The following is a 17,446-nucleotide window of genomic DNA, read 5'->3' on the forward strand; positions in this document are numbered from 1 at the left end:
AAGTCACGTTGCCGGTTCACCGTCAGTCGGGCCGGATGGACGCGGCCTGGACGAGTTCGCTCATCCGGGCTCGGTGCCCGGAGAGCCAGCGTGTGAACTCCTCACGCGTGCTGCCAACGGTCAGCGCGCCGAGTTGCTCAATCCGCTGTTGCACCTCCGGCTGCCTCAACGCCGACCGCGCAGCATCCCCGACGCGTTCCAGGATCAGCTCCGGTGTACCCGCCGGCGCATAGAGGCCGGCCCATTCGTTGATGTCGAACCCCGGATAGGTCTCGGCGACGGCCGGAATGGCCGGAAGCGGCGCGATGCGGTTCTGGCTGGACACAGCCAGTGCCCTGAGCTTGCCATCCTGCACCAGGCCGAGAACCGCCGAGACTGAAGCGAAGGTGAAGCTGATCTGATTGGCCAGCAGATCCTGCACGGCCGGCCCACCACCCCGGTAGGCAACCTGCGTCACGTCAAGCCCTGCCTTCCAGGCCAGGGATGCACAGGCCAGGTGCCCGGCCGAGCCGTTGCCTGGCGTCCCGTAGGACAGGGTGCCCGGCGCCCGCTTCGCCAGGGCGATGAACTCCTCAAGGTTCCTCGCCGGAAGGGAAGGATGGACGGCAAGGATCTGCGGCGACACGGTGAGCTGGGTGATCGGCGCGAAGTCCTTCGTGTAGTCGAAGGGCAGGTTCGTGTAGAGCGCGTGGTTCGAGCCATGCGCCGCCGCGTCAACCAGAAGGGTGTAGCCATCCTTCGGAGCCCGCGCGACCTCCGCCGCGCCGATCGTGCCTGTTGCTCCAGGACGGTTCTCGACGACCACGGGCTGCTGAAGCGACTGCGTCATTGGCCCCGCGACGAGCCTGGCGGACGCGTCGGTGCTGCCGCCCGGTGCATAGGGAAGGACGATGCGGATCGCCCGTTGGGGCCAGCCCCCCTGCGCGCGGGCGGAGGAGAGCGGCAGGAGCGAAACGAGCGCCCCGCCCAGCCATCCGCGGCGGTTGATGTGGTGGTGCATGAATGTTTCCTCCTCGTTCTTGTTGCCAAAGTCCTGGATGATCCCGCGCGTCACCCTGCCAGGGAAAGGATCTCCTCCGCACGCCTCACCACCGGCGCGTCGATCATCTTGCCATCGACCTGGAAGGCACCGAGCCCCCTCGCCCGCGCGTCACGGTCACCGGCCGTCACCCGCCTCGCCCAGTCGATCTCGGCCGCGGAGGGAGAGAATGCCGCGTTGAGCGGCCCAACCTGGGCGGGGTGCACGACGAGCGCGCCACGGAAACCAAGGCGCCGCGCCTGGCGCGCCACCTCCGCGAAGGCCTCGGGATCCGAGAATTCGCCGATGCTTCCGACGAACCCCATCGGCAGGATGCCCGCCGCCCGCGCGGCACAGAGCACGGCGTAATTCGGCGCAAGGAGCGCCTCGGGCACGGGCAGCCCCCCCATGGACGCCGAGTAATCCTCCGGCCCGAGCGTCATCGCGGCAATGCGCGGATGCGCGCCCGCGATGCTCTGCAGCGAGAACAGCGCAGCCGGGCTCTCAATCTGCAGGATGAAGCGCACGGTCCCGGGCGGGATGGCCCGCTCCGTCTCCAGTTCCGCGACCGCGTCCGCCATGTCGCGGACAAATCCCGCATCCTCCACCTTGGGCAGGACGAGCGCCGAGAGGCCTGGGCGGATGGCGGCCTCGAGGTCCGCCCCGATATGGCGGAGGTGGTGGTTCACCCGCACCATCGCGGCCGTGCCGTTCTCCGCGATGCGGGGTATGGACTCCGCCAGCATTCCGCGCGCCTCGGGCTTCTGGGCGGGCGGAACGGCGTCCTCAAGATCGAGGATCACCCCATCCGCCCCGCGCTGGTTGGCCTTGGCGATGAAGCGGGTGACATGCGCCGGCACGAAGAGAAGAGAGCGCCAGCGCGGCGGCGGGTTCGGGTTCATCCGGATTGTTCATTCCTGGAAGATGGGGGGATAGCGATGACGCCGGTGGCCAGCAGCTGCTCGATCTCAGCTTCCGGCATCTCCAGGGCGGCGCGCAGGATCTCCGCGCTGTGCTCGCCCAATGCCGGGGCCGGGGCCGCGATGGCGGACGGTTTCCCATCCTCGAAGCGGATCGGCGGCGCATGGACGAGCGCGGAGCCGAGCTCCTCGTCCGGCAGCGCGACAAGCGCCCCGCGCTCCCGGATATAGGGATGCTCGTGCAGCTCCGTGGCGTCGAGCACCGCACCCGCGGTCACATCGGCTGCTTCGAAAAGGGCAAGATTGGCGTCCAGCGTGCGGGTCGCGATCACCTCGCCGATCAGGGCATCAAGTGCGTCCACATGGGACTGCCGCGCTTCAGGCGTGGAGAAGCGCGGATCCTCGATCAGTTGCGGCTGGCCGATCGCGGCGAAAAGACGCTCGACGGCGCCCTGCATCCCGGCCGACAAGGCGATCCAGCGGTCGTCCGAGGTGCGATAGACGTTGCGTGGGGCATGGCTCGGCGCCCGGCTTCCCTGCCGCAGCGGCGCACGGCCCGTGACCTGGTGATCGAGCGCAAGCGGCCCGAGAACCGAGAAGACGCTGTCGAACAGGGAGAGGTCGAGGACGCGGCCAGTACCGGTCCGCTCCGCCTGTCGGAGGGCCGCGGCGATCCCCAGCGCTCCGTAAAGTCCGGTGACACTATCCGCCAGCGGGAAAGGCGGCAGGACCGGCTCCCGGTCGCCGAAGCCGTTCATCGCGGCAAAGCCGGACAGCCCTTCGACAAGCGAGCCGAAGCCCGGCCTGTGGCGCCAGGGGCCGGACTGCCCCCATCCCGAGATCCGGGCGATGATGAGGCGCGGGTTGACCGCATGGAGCTGCTCCGGGCCTATCCCCATTTTCTCGAGCGTGCCCGGGCGGAAATTCTCGACCAGGGCTTCCGAACGTGCCGCGAGCCGCAGCAGGAGCGCCTTGCCGGCTTCCGAGCGGAGATCGACGGCAAGGCTCTTCTTGCCGCGGGAGTAGGCTTTCCAGTGCGTCGATACGCCAGCGGTGCGCCACGCCCTCAGTTCATCGCCGCCGCGCGGGGTTTCGACCTTGATCACCTCGGCGCCGAGATCGGCCAGCGAGGCGGTCAGGATGTTGCCCGCCACGAGCCGGGACAGGTCCAGCACCCGCACCCCGGCCATCAATGGCGGCGGCCCCCCATGTTCTCCTTGCGCCATCAAGTCCTCCCGTCCCGGGGACGTTGCCAGGAGCAAGGTCGGACCGGAAGTCTCGAAGCGGAACGGTCGTGGAGCGGATGCGGCGTCGGTACAGGATGGGAGAAGTGGGAAAGCCGTATGAACGAAGGGGGCGGATCCCCGCCCCCTTCATCCGTTTAGACTGACCCGGTCGGCTTGGGGCTGGACGTGCCGCCGGCCTCGTCGACGTTGCGCTTGGCTTCGTCCGCGACGTTCCGCAGCGCGTCTCCCGCTGCCCGGGTCACATCACCGGCAGCCTTGCTGAGGACATCGCCGGCCGAGCCAAGGCCACCCTTGTCCAGGCCTTCCTTCGTTTCGGCATAGCTGCTGGCAAGCTGGTCCTGAACCTGGTTCAGGCCCTCCGTGGCAGCCGTCCGGACGCTGTCATAGCTTTCCTGGGCCGCATCGGCGGCGCGATCCGCGAGCTCGTCGCGCACCTCGCCCATGAGGCGGTCTTCGGTCCGGGTGCGGGGCAGGACCGCGCCGATCGTCGCGCCAAGCGCCATGCCCAGTGCACCGAGAAGCAGCGGATGGGCTTCGGTGAGTTCGCCGACGCCCCGGTTCACGCCCCCGACCGCCCCCGAGGCACGCCGGCGGACCGCGTCGTACCCGTCACCCGCCGCACCGGCCGCATGGTAGCCCGCCGAGCCAACCCCACGCGCGGCACGGCCCGCGGCGTCGGATGCGCTCCCGACGAGGTCCGATCCCATTTCGGCAACCCGCGAGGCGGCCGCGCCGACGGCCGAGGCGGCATCGCTCACCGCCGAGCCGATGCGAGACGCGGCGTCGCTCACCGTGTCGGCGGCACGCCCGGCGCCGTCCTGCACCGCGCTCGCGGCGCCCGAGAGGCGATCCCGCGTCGAGGAACTGCCTCTCGAGGAACCGATCGGCATGCTGCCCACGAAGGCGTCCGTCTCCGGCGGGGGAAGCAGGCGCTGGCCCGTATCGCGATGCGCGTAGGGATCCCGGCTGCGCGGCTCATTCTTCGAGAGGAGCATCCAGGCGATGCCGGCACCGATCAGCATCACAGGCAGCGGGTTGTCGCGAACGGCGGTACCGAGGTTCCGCGCGAAATCAGCCCCGCCCGAGCCGCGGGCATAGTCCGCGATCTGGTCGATGGCCTGGTCCATCATCTGGCTCGGCGAAAGCCGGTCCCGCAGCGCGTCGAGCGTGCCGGAAACATCGGCGCGGGTGCGCTCGACCTCGGTCTCGATCTGCCGCGAGGACTTATCGCCAGGATCCGTGGTCGTCCCACTCATCGCACCTGCTCCTTGACCACGCCGGCGTCACGCGAAAGCTGCGTGACGGTCCGGTCCGGGGTGAGATTCGAGGCCTTGAGGCGGTTCAGCCCGCCGCGCAGCACGATGTAGCCGATGACCGCGACCAGGACGGCGACGATCAGCGCCGAGACGGTGGCGGATAGCCCGACATACTCGATGAGCGCCGCGACGGCGGCCTGCAGCAGCACGATCAGCGCCGCGAGCAGCAGGAAGGCGCCCACCGCGATGGAGGCGGCGGCCGCACCGGCGAGCGAAGCCTTCTCGCCTAGCTCGGCACGGGCAAGCTGGACCTCCTTGCGGACCAGCGTCGAGGTCTGGTCGACGAGATCGCCGAGCAGATCCGGGATGGAGCGGTCATTCTGATGGCTCATAGCGGCGTATCCGACCGTTCATTCGGCATGGGGGAGGAGCCGGAGCCGCTTCCGGAAGGGAAGCTGGCCGAGGCCGCCGGGCTCCGTTGCGCGGAAGCGGCGGCGCCGGGCATGGTGGGCATGGTTCCCGGCGCGGCGTCGCCCTGGCGATGGGCCACCGAGCCGCCGAGGCTGGCGGCACCGCTGGTCATGGGCCTCGGCACCATGGTGTTCGAGTTGTCCCAGCCCGGAGCAGGCGCCGCGTGGCTTCTGCCGCCTTCGGCCATGGACGGGTTCTCGGCCGAGCTCCTGGCGAAGCGCACCAGTGCGAAGCCGGCCAGGGCTGCCACGCCGAAGAAGGCGGCGGGCTGGCGACGTGCGAAGTCCGTCACGTCCTGCATGAGCTCGCCAGCGCTGCGATCACGCAGTGCCGCGGAGATGCCCTCCACGGATTCGGCCGCCGTGCGGACATGGCGCGCGATCTCAGGAGAGGTGTCTTCCAGGTCGTCGGCCGCGTTCCGGATGGCGCTGGCGAAACCGGAGGCGCGCTCGGCGGCGGCGGCCTTGCCTTCCTCGGCCAGGCCCTCGGCCCGCTCGCGCCCGGCGTGCAGAAGCTCCTCGGCGCGTGCGCCCGCTTCCTCCTTCGCGCTCGAAAGCGTTTCCTTGGCCTGGCTCGCTACCTCCTCGGCCTTGGACTGAACCTGGCCGGCAGCCTGCTTCGCGTCCTCCCGCATGGGGTCGAGGGGCGCGCTGCTGGAAGACTGGCTACTGGATGACGAACCGGTGGGAGGCCGGTTGAAAGGAGGCTGGTTGATGGGAGGCAAGGCTCCCGGTCTGTCACTCATGGCAGGTCCTCCGGGCGCGGCCCGACCCGGGCCCGCTGCGTGCACCAAACCGCTGGGACCGGATATGGTTCCATCCGCCGTACCGGATTGATCCGGTTTCCCGGTGCCCTTTTCAGGGGCCGCGCCACGCGCGGGCACGCGATGCCGATCGCCACGCCCGCCCTCCCCGCCGCTGAGGGCTGGAACCTGTGCCGGGGATGGCCGTTGCAATATCGGAGTCTCGGGAAAGGAGAACCACCATGCTGAAATGGGCGATCATTTTCGCCGTCATCGCGCTGGTGCTGGGTGCGCTCGGCTTCGGCGGCCTGGCCGGGGCCGCGATGGGGATCGCGAAGATCCTGTTCTGGCTCGCCGTGATCATCGCCGTGGCACTCCTCGTGCTCGGCCTCACGGTGTACCGCAAGGTCACCTGACGGCGCGCGAGCGGAGGCTCCCCGGTCCGTCCAGCCGCGCCGGGGATGGCAGCCGGGAAGGCGGATTCCTCGCAGGAACCTCCGCCAACCGGCCTTATGAGGGGGCGGGCGCGGCGCTGCCCGCCCCGCTTCAGTTCACGCGGCCCAGCAGGCCGCGTGCGATGACTTGCGCCTGGATCTCGGCGGCTCCCTCAAAGATGGAGAGGATGCGGGCGTCGCAGAGCACGCGGCTGATCGGGTATTCAATCGCGTATCCATTGCCGCCGTGGATCTGCAGGGCGCTGTCGGCATTGGACCAGGCCACGCGCGCGGCAAGCAGCTTGGCCATCCCTGCCTCTATGTCGCAGCGCTGGCCGGAATCCTTGGTGCGGGCCGCGAAATAGGAGAGCTGGCGCGCCATCATCGTCTCGGCCGCCATCCATGCCAGCTTCGCATGCACGCGTGGGAAATGCAGGATCGCCCGGCCGAACTGCTCGCGCGTGGTGGCATAGGACACGCCCAGCTCCATCGCGTTCTGCGCGACCCCGAGCGCCCGCGCCGCGGTCTGGATGCGCGCGCTCTCGAAGGTCTCCATCAGCTGCTTGAAGCCCTGGCCCTCCACGCCGCCCAGCAGGGCGGAGACGGGCACCTCGAAGCCGTCGAAGCCGATCTCGTATTCCTTCATGCCGCGGTAGCCGAGCACGGGGATCTCGGCCCCGCTCATGCCCGGCGCGGGGAAGGGGTCAGCCTCCGTGCCGCGCGGCTTCTCGGCCAGCAGCATGGACAGGCCCTTGTAGCCTGAATCGGCGGGGCCGGTGCGCACGAGCAGCGTCATGAGGTCTGAGCGCGAGCCATGTGTGATCCAGGTCTTCGCACCATAGATCCTGTACACATCCCCTTCCCGCACCGCGCGGGTGCGGAGATTGCCGAGATCGGAACCCGTGTTCGGCTCGGTGAAGACAGCCGTGGGCAGGACCTCGCCGGAGGCCAGGCGGGGCAGCCAGTGCCGGCGCTGATCCTCCGTGCCGCCAAGCCGGATCAGCTCGGCCGCGATCTCCGAGCGCGTGCCGAGGGAGCCGACGCCGATATAGCCGCCGCTCAGCGCCTCCGAGACAAGGCACATGGCCACCTTGCCGAGGCCGAGCCCCCCGAACTCCTCCGGCACGGTCAGGCCGAAGACCCCCATCTCGGACAGCTTTCCGATCAGCTCAAGCGGGATCAGCTCGTCCTTCTGGTGCCACTCCTGCGCATGCGGCGTCACCTCGGCCGCGGTGAAGCGCAGGAACTCGTTCCGCGTCGCCTCCAGCGCCTCGTCCTCCAGGCCGATCGCGCCGTAATCCCCGGCGGCGACGGCATCGGCGAGAGTCAGGCGCGCCGCCTCCAGCCCGGCCGGTGCGGCCAGCCGGGCCAGGGCGGGCTCGGCCAGGAACCGCGCCACCGCCTCGGGCGGCACGCCGAGATCGGCAGGCCGCACCATCTCGGTCTGGCTCATCGGGATGCCGCCTGCCAGCTGGCTGGCGTATTCCGCGAAGCCCAGGCGCAGTATTGCCGCCTCGGTGGTGCCGAGCCGGCCATCGGCGGAGAGCTGTCCGGCCCAGCGCAGGGTCTGGCGCAGCGCCTCGACATAGGCGGCCTGCCAGGCCAGGCCGTGCAGCGGGAACTGGTGCCGGTCCATCAGCGCCGCATCGGGCCTGCCGGTGGGCGCGACAGTGGCGGCCACCGCCCGCCGTCCCTCCTCGAAAAGGCGTTCGGCGGCGGCGAGCGCGGCGGCGTGGTCGGCCAGGGTGAGGTTGTCGGTCACGGCGTTCATCTCAGCGTTCCTCCGGGCCGGCGACCACGCCGGCATCGTGCAGCTTGCCGATAGCCGCCGCCGAAAGGCCCAGCACCTCGGCCAGCACGGCATCGCTGTGCTCGCCCAGGCGCGGGGCCGGGCGCGGCTCGGGGCGGGGCGTGCCGGAGAAGGACAGCGGCACGGCCGGCGCCAGCACGCGGCCTACGCCGGGCTGGTCGATCTCGCGGAACATCGGGTTCGCGGTGGAAACCCGTGCATCCTCCCGAACCAGCTGGCCGAAATCCTGGTAAGGCCCCCACAGGATGCCGCTGCCCTCGAAGGTCCGGGCGATCTCGGCCAGGCTGTGGCGGGCGAACCAGGGGGCGAGCACGGCGGCGATGGCATGGCGCGCCTCGAACCGCCCGCCTTCCTCATCCAGGTCCACGTCCAGCATGGGGCCGATCATCGCCAGCTTGCCGGCCAGCCCGGTCACCTTGCCGATTGCGCGCCACTGGCGGTTGGAGATAGCGACGACCATCACGCGCCGCCCGTCCTTCGTGGCGAAGTCCCGGCCGAAGGCGCCGTAGAGCTCGTTGCCCATGGGGGGCCGCACCGCCCCGTTCACCTGGACATCGGCAACATAACCGAGATTGGCGACCGAGGCGAAGGCGACATCAGCCAGGGAGAGGACCACCTCCTGCCCCCTGCCCTCCCGCCGCCGCACGCGCTCCGCCGAGAGGAGGCCGGTGGCAAGGTAGAGGCCCGCCGCGATGTCCCAGGCCGGCAGGACATGGTTCACCGGTCCCTCGCCCGCGCCCGTGGCCATGGGGAAGCCGCTCGCGGAGTTCACCGTGTAGTCCACGGCGCCGCTGCCATCCGGATTGCCGATCAGGCGGAGCGAGATCAGGTCGGGCCGGTGAGCCGCGAGCGCCTCATGGCCCATCCAGCCGCTGGCCGGCAGGTTGGTGAGGAGGATGCCCGCCTCCTCCCCCGGTCCGCAGATCAGGGCGCGCGCGATCTCCTGCCCCTCGGGCTTGTTGAGGGCGAGCGCGACGGAGCGCTTCGCCTTGTTCAGCCCGGTCCAGTAAAGGCTCGTTCCCCCGGGTGAGAGAGGCCAGCGGCGATAGTCGATATTCCCGCCGATCGGATCGATGCGGATCACATCGGCCCCAAGCTGGGCCAGCGTCATGCCCCCGATCGGGGCAGCGATGAAGGCGGAGACCTCGACGACGCGTAGCCCGGAGAGCGGCCCCATCACGCCGCCCTCGTCGTGCGGGTGGTGGCGCGGTCCAGCCCCTGGTCGGTCCGGTTCCAAGATCGCATTCTTCCGCTTCCTCCTGCGCCCTGGCCGCGCATGGCCCGCGGCGCCGCCCCATCCTCCTCGGGTAGGGGATGGGAACGGTCAAGCGGGGGACGCGAAGCGGGCCCGGGCCCTGCCTTCCTCCCTACATCACGCGCCCCGAAGCTGCGAGCGCGCGGACGCCGGATGCCCCGCCCCGGCCCTTCAATGCGCCAGCGGCAGAAACCCCGCCGCCCCGCGCGCCTTGCATCCGAGCTGCACCGGCAGCCATGCACCGCCTCCGGGAGGCCCGAATGTTCTCTCCTTTCGAACTCATCTCGCTCCTCCTGGTGCTGACGGCCGCCTTCGCCTGGATCAACCATCGCTTCATCGGCCTTCCGGACACGGTGGGGCTACTGGTCATGGGCCTCATCGCCTCCTTCGTCCTTCTTCTGGTCGAGCGGATCTTCCCCGCGATCCAGCTCTATGAGCAGGTGGGGACCCTGCTCCGGCAGGTGGATTTCCAGCGAACCGTGCTCGAAGGCATGCTGGCATTCCTTCTCTTCGCCGGCGCGCTTCATGTGGACCTCTCGGTCCTGCGCGAACGGGCCTGGGCGGTGGGAACCATGGCTACGGCCGGTGTCCTGCTTTCCACCGCCATCATCGGGCTGTCCTTCTGGTATGTCGCCGCCCTGCTCGGGACGGAGCTTCCGCTGGCCTGGGCCTTCGTCTTCGGTGCCCTGATCAGCCCCACGGACCCGGTTGCCGTCCTGAGCACCCTCAAGGCCGTGAAGGTCCCGCCTTCCCTCCAGCTCGACATGACAGGCGAGTCGCTCTTCAACGATGGCGTGGGGGTGGTGGTCTTCACCATCGTCCTCGCGGTCGCGGCCGGCGCCGGCCATGGCGCCACCGGCTTCGGCGAGGTGGCGGAGCTGTTCGGCGTCGAGGCGGTGGGCGGCGCGCTGCTCGGGCTGGTTTCCGGCTATCTCGCCTACCGGGCCATGAAGCAGATCGACAACTACGCGGTCGAGGTCCTGATCTCCCTTGCCCTGGTGGCAGGCACCTATTCCCTCGCCGCCCGGCTCGGCACGAGCGGCCCGATCGCGATGGTGACGGCCGGCCTGCTGATCGGAAACCGCGGCCCGCGCGATGCCCTGAGCGACCTCACCCAGCGCTACCTGTTCGGCTTCTGGACTTTGGCTGACGAGATCCTGAACGCCATCCTCTTCCTTCTGATCGGGCTGGAGGTTCTGGTCCTGAGGCCGGATTCCCTGCTGAACTGGCTGCCCCTGGCCGCCATCATCCTTGTCCTGCTCGCGCGCCTCGTCTCCGTCGCCTTGCCGGTCTGGTTGCTCGGGCGCTGGAAGCACTTCGTCCCTGGCACCATCCCCGTCCTCACCTGGGGCGGGCTGCGGGGCGGGATCTCGATCGCCCTCGCCCTGTCGATCCCCGAGACGCCGGAGAAATCGGTGATCCTGGCCGCGACCTATGTGGTCGTCGTCTTCACCATCATCGTCCAGGGGCTCACCCTGCGGCGGGTCGTCGAGCGCAGCGCCGGCCGGGCCGCCCCCGCGGCATGACAAGAGTGGCGGCCCAGGCTCTCAGGCATTCGCGCGGCGTGCCTTCGCGTCCTGCGGCAGGAGGACCGTGAGGAACATGCAGGCCAGCAGCATGGCCGCCGCCCCCCAGAGGCACGCCTCCAGCCCACCCCTCTGCGCCAGCAGCCCCGAGAGAAGGATGCCGAGCAGGCGCCCCGCGGCATTGGCCGCATAGTAGAAGCCCACATCCTCGGCAGCCTTTTCCGAACCTGCATAGGCGAGGATCAGGTAGGAATGCAGCGAGGCGTTCACCGCGAAGGCGAAGCCGAAGACGGCCAGCCCCGCGACGACGAGGAGATCCGGGCGCCCGATCCCCGGCACCGCGAGGAGGATGCCGAGGGCAACCGGGATCGCGGCCAAAGCACCCGCCCAGAGCCGCGCCTCGGGCACCTCGCGCGAGAGCCCGTCTGGGCTGCGGCGGATGAGAGAGGGGGCGACGGCCTGCACGCCGCCATAGCCAATGGTCCAGGCCGCCAGGAAGCTGGAGACAGCAATGAAGTGCCAGCCCTGGCCATAGAGGAAGACGGGCAGGCCCACGACGAACCACACGTCCCGCGACCCGAACATGAAGACCCTCGCCGCCGCGAGAAGGTTGATGCCGCGCGTCTTGGCAAAGAGCTCCCTGAAGCTCTTCGAGGCCTTCGCCTTTCCAAGTTCCCGGGGTAGGCCCAGCACCACCCCAGCAAGGACAGGAGCCAGGAGCGCCGCGAGCGCCCAGAGCGCCGGCCCGAACCCCGCCACCTGCAGCAGGAAGCCGCCGAGGAAAAAGCCGAAGCCCTTCATCGCGTTCTTCGATCCGGTGAACCAGGCCACCCAGCGGAAGAGCTGGCCCGCCCCCTGCCCGGATGATGCCTTGATGGCCGACTTGGATGCGGTCTTGGTCAGGTCCTTTGCGACACCCGCGACGCCCTGGGCGGCCACCACCCAGACGACAGACCAGGTAGCGCCCCAACCAGGATCGAGCGCCGAGAGCATGAGGAGGCCGCCGATCTGGAGCGCCAGCCCCACCGCCAGCATCCGCTGGATCCCGAAGCGCCCGGCGAGCCAGCCACCACCGAGATTCGCAAAGATCCCTGCCGCCTCATAGAGAAGAAAGAGGAAGGCGAGCGTGAAGGGGGTGTAGCCGAGCCGGTGGAAGTGCAGCAGCACCAGCATCCGCAACGCGCCATCCGTGAGCGTGAAGCCCCAATAGGCGCCCGTCACGATCAGGTAGTTGCCAAGGGCGGGCATCAGACTCCCCTCTCCGCCAGATGGCAGGCGAGGTCCACCATGCGGCAGGCATAGCCCATCTCGTTGTCGTACCAGGCATAGACCTTCAGCATCGTGCCGTCCGTCACCAGGGTGCTCTGGCCGTCCACGATGCTGCTGCGGGTGTCCCGCGCGTAGTCGGCGGAGACGAGCGGGCGCGGCTCGAAGCCCAGGATGCCAGCGAGCGGGCCAGCGGCCGCCGCGGCGAAGAGCCGGCTCACCTCCTCGGCCGAGGTCTCCCGCGCCATTTCGAAGACGCAGTCCGTGAGGGAGGCATTCAGCACCGGGGCGCGCACCGCATGGCCGTTCAGCTTGCCCTTGAGCTCCGGGTAGATGAGGGCGATAGCGGTCGCGCTGCCGGTGGTGGTGGGCTGAAGGGAGAGCATTGCGCTCCGGGCGCGGCGAAGGTCCCTGTGCGGCGCGTCCACCACCAGATTGGTATTCGTGGGATTGTGGATCGTGGTGATCTGGCCGTGGCGGATGCCGATGGCCTCATGCACCACCTTCACGACAGGGGCGAGGCAGTTTGTCGTGCAGGAAGCGGCGGTGAGGATCGGATGGGCCGCCGGGTCATAAAGGTCGTGGTTCACGCCGACGACGACGTTGAGCACCGAAGGGTCCTTGACCGGTGCGGCGACGATCACCCGCCTCGCGCCTTGGTCCAGATGCCTACGGAGGACATCGGGCGTCAGGAACTTGCCGGTGCATTCCAGCACCACCTCCACGCCCAGCTCGCCCCAGGGAATGGCGCCCGGCTCGGCATGGGCAGAGAAGGACAGCCGGCGCTCGCCGATGCGTATCGCCGCCTCGCCCTCCGTCTCGATCCGCGGCCCGCGCCAGCGGCCCTGGACGCTGTCGAACTCAAGCAGATGCGCGCAGGCGGTGGCGCCGCCTTTGATCTCGTTCAGATGCACCACATCCAGGCGGTTGTCCCGCCGCGGGTCGTCCTCCGCCCGCTCGGCGCCGCCGAGCGCCGCGCGGAGTGCAAGCCGCCCGATGCGGCCCATGCCGCTGATTCCAACCCTCATCCGTGGTCTTTCCCGAATTCCGCCCATCAGGCCCGCGTCAGCGCATGGGGATCCGCCAGCTCATCCAGCCTGGCCTTGAGGGCCATGCGGTCCAGCGATCGAACCGGCAACGCGACCATAAGCGAGAGGCGACGATGCAGCGCGGCGGCCAGCTCGTTCAGCAGCGTCGCCCGCTCGGCGGCGGAGCCGGTGAACTTGGCGGGATCCGGTAGCGGCCATGCCGCCGTGATGACCGTTTTGCCGAAATCGGGGCAGGCCTGGCCTTGCAGCGTGTCGCAAAGGGCAATGACGAAGTCGATGCGGGTTCCATTGGGCCCGGCGAAGGCGTCCCAGCACTTGCTGCGCAGGCCGGACACGTCATGGCCCAGGGCCTTCAGCTGGGCGAGAACCTCCGGCATCGGTCCCTCGGCCGATGGATGCGATCCCGCCGAGAAGGCCCGGAAGCGGCCATCGCCGAGCCCGTTCAGGATGGCTTCGGCCATGATCGAGCGCGCCGAGTTCCTCGTGCAGAGGAAAAGGACATGGAATGGTCCGGGCGCGGCACCCTGCCCCGCGGTGGTATCCAACAGCCGCGCGAAATCGCCGCAGCGGGCCGGATCGCCGTCGCAGCACACCTCCAGAAGGAAGGTGACGATGCGCCGCACCCGATCGATCCGCGCCGCGCAGATCATGAAGCGGCCCTGCCGCGTTACCTGGACGAGTTCCGCGGCTTCCAGGCTGCGGATATGGAACGACAGGGTCGATTGCGGCACGCCCAGTGTTTCGGCGAGTTCGCCGGCCTGCCGCCCGCTTGGCCCCGCGGCGAGCAGATGGCGCAGGATGCCGAGGCGTGTGGGCTGGCCCAGCGCAGCGAAGCAAGCGGCGGCATCGTTCGATTCCATAGTTCCAGTTTTATCGAACGATGCAGCCAGTCACGTGAAGCTTTGGTGACAGGCTGCCCGACGGCCTCCGCTCAGCCCTCGGTACGGTTGCCGCCCCCCAAGGCCTCGCCCACAAGCCGCTCGGAAAACTGCGCCATGGCGGTGTGATCCTGGCCGGGGCCCAGCAGCACCTGCGCGCTGGCCCACATTTCCCGGCAAAGGGCCGCAAAAGGCGTGGGCGTTCCCGTGTCCCTCCCGACCTCCAGCGCGACGGAGACGTCCTTCACCATCAGGTCCAGCCCGAAGCCGGCATCGAAGCGCCGCGAGAGCACGAACTGCTTGAACTTCTTCTGCGTGCTGTTGTTCATGCCCGTGGAGGCGTTCAGCACATCCACCATCACCGCAGGATCGAGGCCGAAGCGCTGGCCGATTAGCAATGCCTCGGACCCGATTAGAAAGCCTGCGGCGCTCATCAGGTTGTTCAGCGCCTTCATGGCCTGGCCGGCGCCGATGCCGCCGACATGGGTCAGGGTGGTGCCCATGGCACGCAGCACGGCATCGGCCCGTTGCACGGCGGCGGCCTCGCCGCCCAGCATGATCGCCAACTCGCCGCTGCGGGCACGCTGCACCCCGCCGGAGACGGGCGCGTCGATCATTGCCACGCCGCGGGCAGCCAGCATTTCGGAGAAGCCGCGCGTCGCCGTCGGCACGCCGGAGGTCATCTCGATCACCAGCATGCCCTCGGCCAGGGCATCCCCCATGGCCTCGAGCGCCTGGGCCACATGCTTCGAGGTCGGCAGGATGGTGATCACCGCATCGGCGCCCCGCACGGCGGAGGCGGCATCATCGGCCGCCTCGCCGCCCACCTCCTGGGCAAAGCGGCCCGCGCGCTCCGGCGCAGCATCGAAGGAAACGACATCGAAGCCGGCCTGCACCAACCGGGCGGCCATCGGCCAGCCCATGTTGCCGATGCCGATGAAGGCGATCCGTCGCAGGGATCCGCCGCTCATTCCGCCGCGGGCCTCGCCGGCTCGCCGCTCAGTGCGCCTTCCTTCACCAGCACCTCATGCGCCGCCTTGAAGGCGTCGAGCCCGGCGGGAATGCCGCAATAGACGGTGGCGTGCAGGAGGACTTCCTTGATCTCCTCCACCGTCACGCCGTTGTTCAGGGCGCCCTTCACATGCAGCTTGATCTCGGGCGTCTTTCCCAGCGCCGTCAGCATGGCGAGGTTCAGGAGGCTGCGGGTGCGCCGGTCCAGCCCCTCCCGCGTCCAGGCATAGCCCCAGCACCACTCCGTGGTGATCCGCTGGAACGCCATCATGAAGTCGTCGGCCCGGGCGATGCTGCCATCGACATATTCGGTGCCCAGCACCGCGCGCCGGACTTCCAGCCCTTTGTCGAACCAAGTGTCATCGGACATGCTCGGACCTCCCTGTTGCGGCGAGGCTATGCCCCTGCCCAATTGTCTGTCAATCTTACCGGCCCGGGCATGCAGGCCTGCCGCCTGGACTGAACTCAGGCCGGCGGCCACATTGAAGTGCGGCCCAGGCGCCCGCCAGGCCGAGGACAGGGAGACCGATGCCGAACGACGGATCCTTGCGCATCACGCCCCGGCCCGTGCGGCGGCAGGTCGAGGACCGCCTGCGGGAGGCGATCGTCAGCGGGCGGTTCATGCCCGGCGACCATCTTTCGGACCGCATGCTGTGCGATCTTTTCGGGGTAAGCCGGAGCGTGATCCGCGAGGCCGTGCGCCTGCTGGAGGCGGAAGGGCTGGTGGATGTGGTGCCCAACCGCGGCCCCTTCGTCTCCTTCCTGTCCCCCGCCGAGGCGACCCAGATCTACGAGGTCCGGGCCGTGCTGGAGGCGCTGGCTGGCAGAGGCTTCGCCGAGCGCGCCTCGGACGCGGAGATATCGGAACTGCGCGGCGTGTTCGAGGAGCTTGCCGCCGCGGGACCGGCGGCGGACCGCGTCGCCTTGCTCGGGCTCAAGCGGCGCTTCTACGAGGTGCTGCTGCGAGGCTGCCGGAATGCCTATGTGGCGCGGATGCTGGACCAGGTGTTGAACCGGAACTCGCAGCTTCGCGCGACGACACTCTCGGATCCGGAGCGGCTCCCGCACACCATCGCCGAGATGCGGCGCATCGTGGAGGCGATCGAGCGGCGGGACCATGAGGGCACCTGGGAAGCCTGTCGGGACCATGTGATGCAGGCGGCCCGCGTTGCGCTCAGGATCCTCAACCAGCAGGCGCGGGAGCAGGCGGAGGCCAGCCGCGCCCGGGCCAGCGCGGCCGAATAGGCGCCGCCGCCCGGCGCCGGCAGAGCACCATGCCGGGCGCGTTTCTGGAATCTTTGTCCGACAATCTGAAAATCGTTGACAGGGCGTGATGGCCGCGAAACCCTCCCGCGAGGCTCGTAACCAGGGCCAGGGAGAGGCGCGGCTCCGGCGGCCCAGGCGCAGCGGCGCGGCGTCCCTCCCCTCGAAGAGGACCGTTCGACGGTGATCCGCCACTCCCGGCGCGGGCCCTGCCCGCCCGGGGCTCGCAGCCGCGCGGGAGGTCCCTTGCAAGGAATGGCTTGGCCCGCGCCGGACGGTTCCGTGCGGGCCGGGCAGAGGAAACGACGGAAAGGAAGACCCATGGTGCAGTTCACGAGGCGCGCCCTGCTCGGCGCCGGTGCCACGCTTCCCCTGGCCAGGCCGGCGCTCGCCGCCTATCCGGAGCAACCCATTCGCGTCGTCGTGCCCTGGAACGCGGGGGGCCTTGCCGACATCGTCATCCGCGGGATCGCGCCCGCCATGTCCGGGCCCCTCGGCCAGCCCGTGGTGATCGAGAACCGTCCAGGGGCAAATGGCGCGGTGGGCACCCAGGCCGTCGCGCGTTCCGCCCCCGATGGCTACACCCTGATCCTCGCCAATGCAGAAACCCACGCGATCAATCCGCTGATCTATCCGCGGCTGGCCTACAACCCGGTGACGGATTTCACGCCCGTCACGCTTTTCGCGCGCGGTCCCTTCGTTCTGCTGACCCGTCCGGGCTTCGGCGCTGACAATCTCGACGCTTTCCTCGCCAAGGTGCGCGCGGCGCCGGGCAAGGTCACCTTCGCCTCCTGGGGCATCGGCAGCACCTCCCACCTCGCGATGGAATCGCTCATCAAGAAGGCGCAGCTCCAGATGCTGCATGTTCCCTTCACCGGGGCGGCGCCGGCCAGCACGGCCATCGTCTCGGGGCAGGTGGACGCGATGTTCCTCAATGCCGGCCCGGCCGAGGCCATCGCGCGCGACGGCAAGGTGAAGATCCTCGGCGTGGGAGCCGCGCAGCGCATCCCGCTCCTGCCGGAGACGCCCACGATGGCCGAGCTGGGCATGCCGGTGAACGCCGAGAACTGGTTCGGCCTGCTCGGCCCGGCACGGATGCCCGCCGCGATCGCCGAGCGAATCGCGGCCGTCGCTGCCGAGGCGTTGAAGGCCCCGGCGGTGCAGAACCTCTACCGCGCCCAGGCCGCCCTCCCCGTCGCGACCAGGCCCGAGGAGATGCGCTCCTTCATCGCCGAGGACCGCGCGAACTGGGAGAGCGTGCTGCGGGACCTCAACATCCAGCTGGAATAGGACAGGGTCC

17 protein-coding genes are annotated in these 17,446 nt (G+C 69.5%); 4 read left to right on the forward strand and 13 right to left on the reverse strand.

Translation table 11 applies throughout. From position 1 onward, the window contains the following. Nucleotides 1-22: 22 nt before the first annotated feature. The 6 genes from J8J14_RS19530 to J8J14_RS19555 all read right to left on the reverse strand — a co-directional run bounded on the left by J8J14_RS19530 (nucleotide 23) and on the right by J8J14_RS19555 (nucleotide 5,546). The gene (locus tag J8J14_RS19530) at nucleotides 23-1,000 is read right to left on the reverse strand and encodes a Bug family tripartite tricarboxylate transporter substrate binding protein (RefSeq protein WP_209381230.1); all 978 of its coding nucleotides are present in this window, start codon (nucleotides 998-1,000) and stop codon (nucleotides 23-25) included. A gap of 50 nt (nucleotides 1,001-1,050) precedes the next feature. Then, a complete protein-coding gene (locus J8J14_RS19535) occupies nucleotides 1,051-1,920 on the reverse strand; it encodes an HpcH/HpaI aldolase/citrate lyase family protein (protein WP_209381231.1) in 870 nt (289 codons plus the stop codon). After that, nucleotides 1,917-3,164, reverse strand: a complete 1,248-nt coding sequence (locus J8J14_RS19540) for a CaiB/BaiF CoA transferase family protein (RefSeq protein ID WP_209381232.1) — start codon at nucleotides 3,162-3,164, stop codon at nucleotides 1,917-1,919. Before J8J14_RS19540 ends, J8J14_RS19535 begins: the two co-directional genes overlap by 4 nt. Before the next feature lie 155 nt (nucleotides 3,165-3,319). Next, complete coding sequence (locus J8J14_RS19545) at nucleotides 3,320-4,441, reverse strand: DUF3618 domain-containing protein (protein WP_209381233.1); 1,122 nt, start codon at nucleotides 4,439-4,441, stop codon at nucleotides 3,320-3,322. Then, entirely contained in the window at nucleotides 4,438-4,833 is a 396-nt protein-coding gene (locus J8J14_RS19550) for a phage holin family protein (protein ID WP_209381234.1), read from the reverse strand. The genes J8J14_RS19545 and J8J14_RS19550 overlap by 4 nt, the downstream gene beginning before the upstream one ends. Then, a complete protein-coding gene (locus J8J14_RS19555) occupies nucleotides 4,830-5,546 on the reverse strand; it encodes a hypothetical protein (protein WP_209381235.1) in 717 nt (238 codons plus the stop codon). The genes J8J14_RS19550 and J8J14_RS19555 overlap by 4 nt, the downstream gene beginning before the upstream one ends. 350 nt (nucleotides 5,547-5,896) lie before the next feature. On the opposite strand from J8J14_RS19555, the gene J8J14_RS19560 reads away from it, so the two are divergent. After that, complete coding sequence (locus J8J14_RS19560; RefSeq protein ID WP_209381236.1) at nucleotides 5,897-6,070, forward strand: DUF1328 family protein; 174 nt, start codon at nucleotides 5,897-5,899, stop codon at nucleotides 6,068-6,070. A gap of 130 nt (nucleotides 6,071-6,200) precedes the next feature. Here J8J14_RS19560 and J8J14_RS19565 read toward each other — a convergent pair whose 3' ends face one another. Further along, nucleotides 6,201-7,859 carry an acyl-CoA dehydrogenase family protein gene (locus J8J14_RS19565; protein ID WP_209381237.1) on the reverse strand — a complete coding sequence of 553 codons (1,659 nt, stop codon included), beginning with the start codon at nucleotides 7,857-7,859 and terminating at the stop codon, nucleotides 6,201-6,203. Between the two features lies 1 nt (nucleotide 7,860). Further along, entirely contained in the window at nucleotides 7,861-9,135 is a 1,275-nt protein-coding gene (locus tag J8J14_RS19570) for a CoA transferase (protein ID WP_245215985.1), read from the reverse strand. 278 nt (nucleotides 9,136-9,413) lie between these two features. Between J8J14_RS19570 and J8J14_RS19575 the strand changes: the two genes are divergently transcribed. Then, the gene (locus tag J8J14_RS19575) at nucleotides 9,414-10,679 is read left to right on the forward strand and encodes a cation:proton antiporter (RefSeq protein ID WP_209381238.1); all 1,266 of its coding nucleotides are present in this window, start codon (nucleotides 9,414-9,416) and stop codon (nucleotides 10,677-10,679) included. Between the two features lie 21 nt (nucleotides 10,680-10,700). Here J8J14_RS19575 and arsJ read toward each other — a convergent pair whose 3' ends face one another. The 5 genes from arsJ to J8J14_RS19600 form a co-directional block, all read right to left on the reverse strand. Continuing rightward, nucleotides 10,701-11,927, reverse strand: coding sequence for an organoarsenical effux MFS transporter ArsJ (gene arsJ, locus J8J14_RS19580; RefSeq protein ID WP_209381239.1), 1,227 nt, complete (start codon nucleotides 11,925-11,927; stop codon nucleotides 10,701-10,703). Continuing rightward, nucleotides 11,927-12,973 (reverse strand): ArsJ-associated glyceraldehyde-3-phosphate dehydrogenase, encoded by a 1,047-nt coding sequence (locus J8J14_RS19585; protein ID WP_209381240.1) that lies wholly within the window; start codon nucleotides 12,971-12,973, stop codon nucleotides 11,927-11,929. The genes arsJ and J8J14_RS19585 overlap by 1 nt, the downstream gene beginning before the upstream one ends. 26 nt (nucleotides 12,974-12,999) lie before the next feature. Beyond that, nucleotides 13,000-13,854: a metalloregulator ArsR/SmtB family transcription factor gene (locus tag J8J14_RS19590; protein WP_209381241.1), complete on the reverse strand. Its 855-nt coding sequence runs from the start codon at nucleotides 13,852-13,854 to the stop codon at nucleotides 13,000-13,002. Nucleotides 13,855-13,925: 71 nt separating this feature from the next. Beyond that, nucleotides 13,926-14,843: an NAD(P)-dependent oxidoreductase gene (locus J8J14_RS19595; RefSeq protein WP_209381242.1), complete on the reverse strand. Its 918-nt coding sequence runs from the start codon at nucleotides 14,841-14,843 to the stop codon at nucleotides 13,926-13,928. Further along, on the reverse strand, nucleotides 14,840-15,253 hold the full coding sequence (locus J8J14_RS19600; RefSeq protein WP_209381243.1) for a carboxymuconolactone decarboxylase family protein: 414 nt from the start codon (nucleotides 15,251-15,253) through the stop codon (nucleotides 14,840-14,842). The genes J8J14_RS19595 and J8J14_RS19600 overlap by 4 nt, the downstream gene beginning before the upstream one ends. Before the next feature lie 158 nt (nucleotides 15,254-15,411). On the opposite strand from J8J14_RS19600, the gene J8J14_RS19605 reads away from it, so the two are divergent. Together J8J14_RS19605 and J8J14_RS19610 are read left to right on the forward strand one after the other, a co-directional pair. Continuing rightward, the gene (locus J8J14_RS19605; protein WP_209381244.1) at nucleotides 15,412-16,128 is read left to right on the forward strand and encodes a GntR family transcriptional regulator; all 717 of its coding nucleotides are present in this window, start codon (nucleotides 15,412-15,414) and stop codon (nucleotides 16,126-16,128) included. 339 nt (nucleotides 16,129-16,467) lie between these two features. Beyond that, the gene (locus J8J14_RS19610; RefSeq protein ID WP_209381245.1) at nucleotides 16,468-17,436 is read left to right on the forward strand and encodes a Bug family tripartite tricarboxylate transporter substrate binding protein; all 969 of its coding nucleotides are present in this window, start codon (nucleotides 16,468-16,470) and stop codon (nucleotides 17,434-17,436) included. Nucleotides 17,437-17,446: the final 10 nt, after the last annotated feature.

Origin of the sequence: Pararoseomonas baculiformis (genome assembly GCF_017813395.1) — a bacterium.
In the GTDB taxonomy this organism is placed as follows: Bacteria; Pseudomonadota; Alphaproteobacteria; order Acetobacterales; family Acetobacteraceae; genus Roseomonas; species Roseomonas baculiformis.

Coding starts and splice junctions, on each gene's coding strand:
- J8J14_RS19555 (WP_209381235.1), bottom strand. CDS start 5,546: ATGCGGGAGGACGCGAAGCAGGCTGCCGGCCAGGTTCAGTCCAAGGCC.
- J8J14_RS19535 (WP_209381231.1), bottom strand. CDS start 1,920: ATGAACCCGAACCCGCCGCCGCGCTGGCGCTCTCTTCTCTTCGTGCCG.
- J8J14_RS19545 (WP_209381233.1), bottom strand. CDS start 4,441: ATGAGTGGGACGACCACGGATCCTGGCGATAAGTCCTCGCGGCAGATC.
- J8J14_RS19590 (WP_209381241.1), bottom strand. CDS start 13,854: ATGGAATCGAACGATGCCGCCGCTTGCTTCGCTGCGCTGGGCCAGCCC.
- J8J14_RS19595 (WP_209381242.1), bottom strand. CDS start 14,843: ATGAGCGGCGGATCCCTGCGACGGATCGCCTTCATCGGCATCGGCAAC.
- J8J14_RS19575 (WP_209381238.1), top strand. CDS start 9,414: ATGTTCTCTCCTTTCGAACTCATCTCGCTCCTCCTGGTGCTGACGGCC.
- J8J14_RS19600 (WP_209381243.1), bottom strand. CDS start 15,253: ATGTCCGATGACACTTGGTTCGACAAAGGGCTGGAAGTCCGGCGCGCG.
- J8J14_RS19585 (WP_209381240.1), bottom strand. CDS start 12,973: ATGAGGGTTGGAATCAGCGGCATGGGCCGCATCGGGCGGCTTGCACTC.
- J8J14_RS19560 (WP_209381236.1), top strand. CDS start 5,897: ATGCTGAAATGGGCGATCATTTTCGCCGTCATCGCGCTGGTGCTGGGT.
- arsJ (WP_209381239.1), bottom strand. CDS start 11,927: ATGCCCGCCCTTGGCAACTACCTGATCGTGACGGGCGCCTATTGGGGC.
- J8J14_RS19565 (WP_209381237.1), bottom strand. CDS start 7,859: ATGAACGCCGTGACCGACAACCTCACCCTGGCCGACCACGCCGCCGCG.
- J8J14_RS19540 (WP_209381232.1), bottom strand. CDS start 3,164: ATGGCGCAAGGAGAACATGGGGGGCCGCCGCCATTGATGGCCGGGGTG.
- J8J14_RS19530 (WP_209381230.1), bottom strand. CDS start 1,000: ATGCACCACCACATCAACCGCCGCGGATGGCTGGGCGGGGCGCTCGTT.
- J8J14_RS19550 (WP_209381234.1), bottom strand. CDS start 4,833: ATGAGCCATCAGAATGACCGCTCCATCCCGGATCTGCTCGGCGATCTC.
- J8J14_RS19610 (WP_209381245.1), top strand. CDS start 16,468: ATGGTGCAGTTCACGAGGCGCGCCCTGCTCGGCGCCGGTGCCACGCTT.
- J8J14_RS19605 (WP_209381244.1), top strand. CDS start 15,412: ATGCCGAACGACGGATCCTTGCGCATCACGCCCCGGCCCGTGCGGCGG.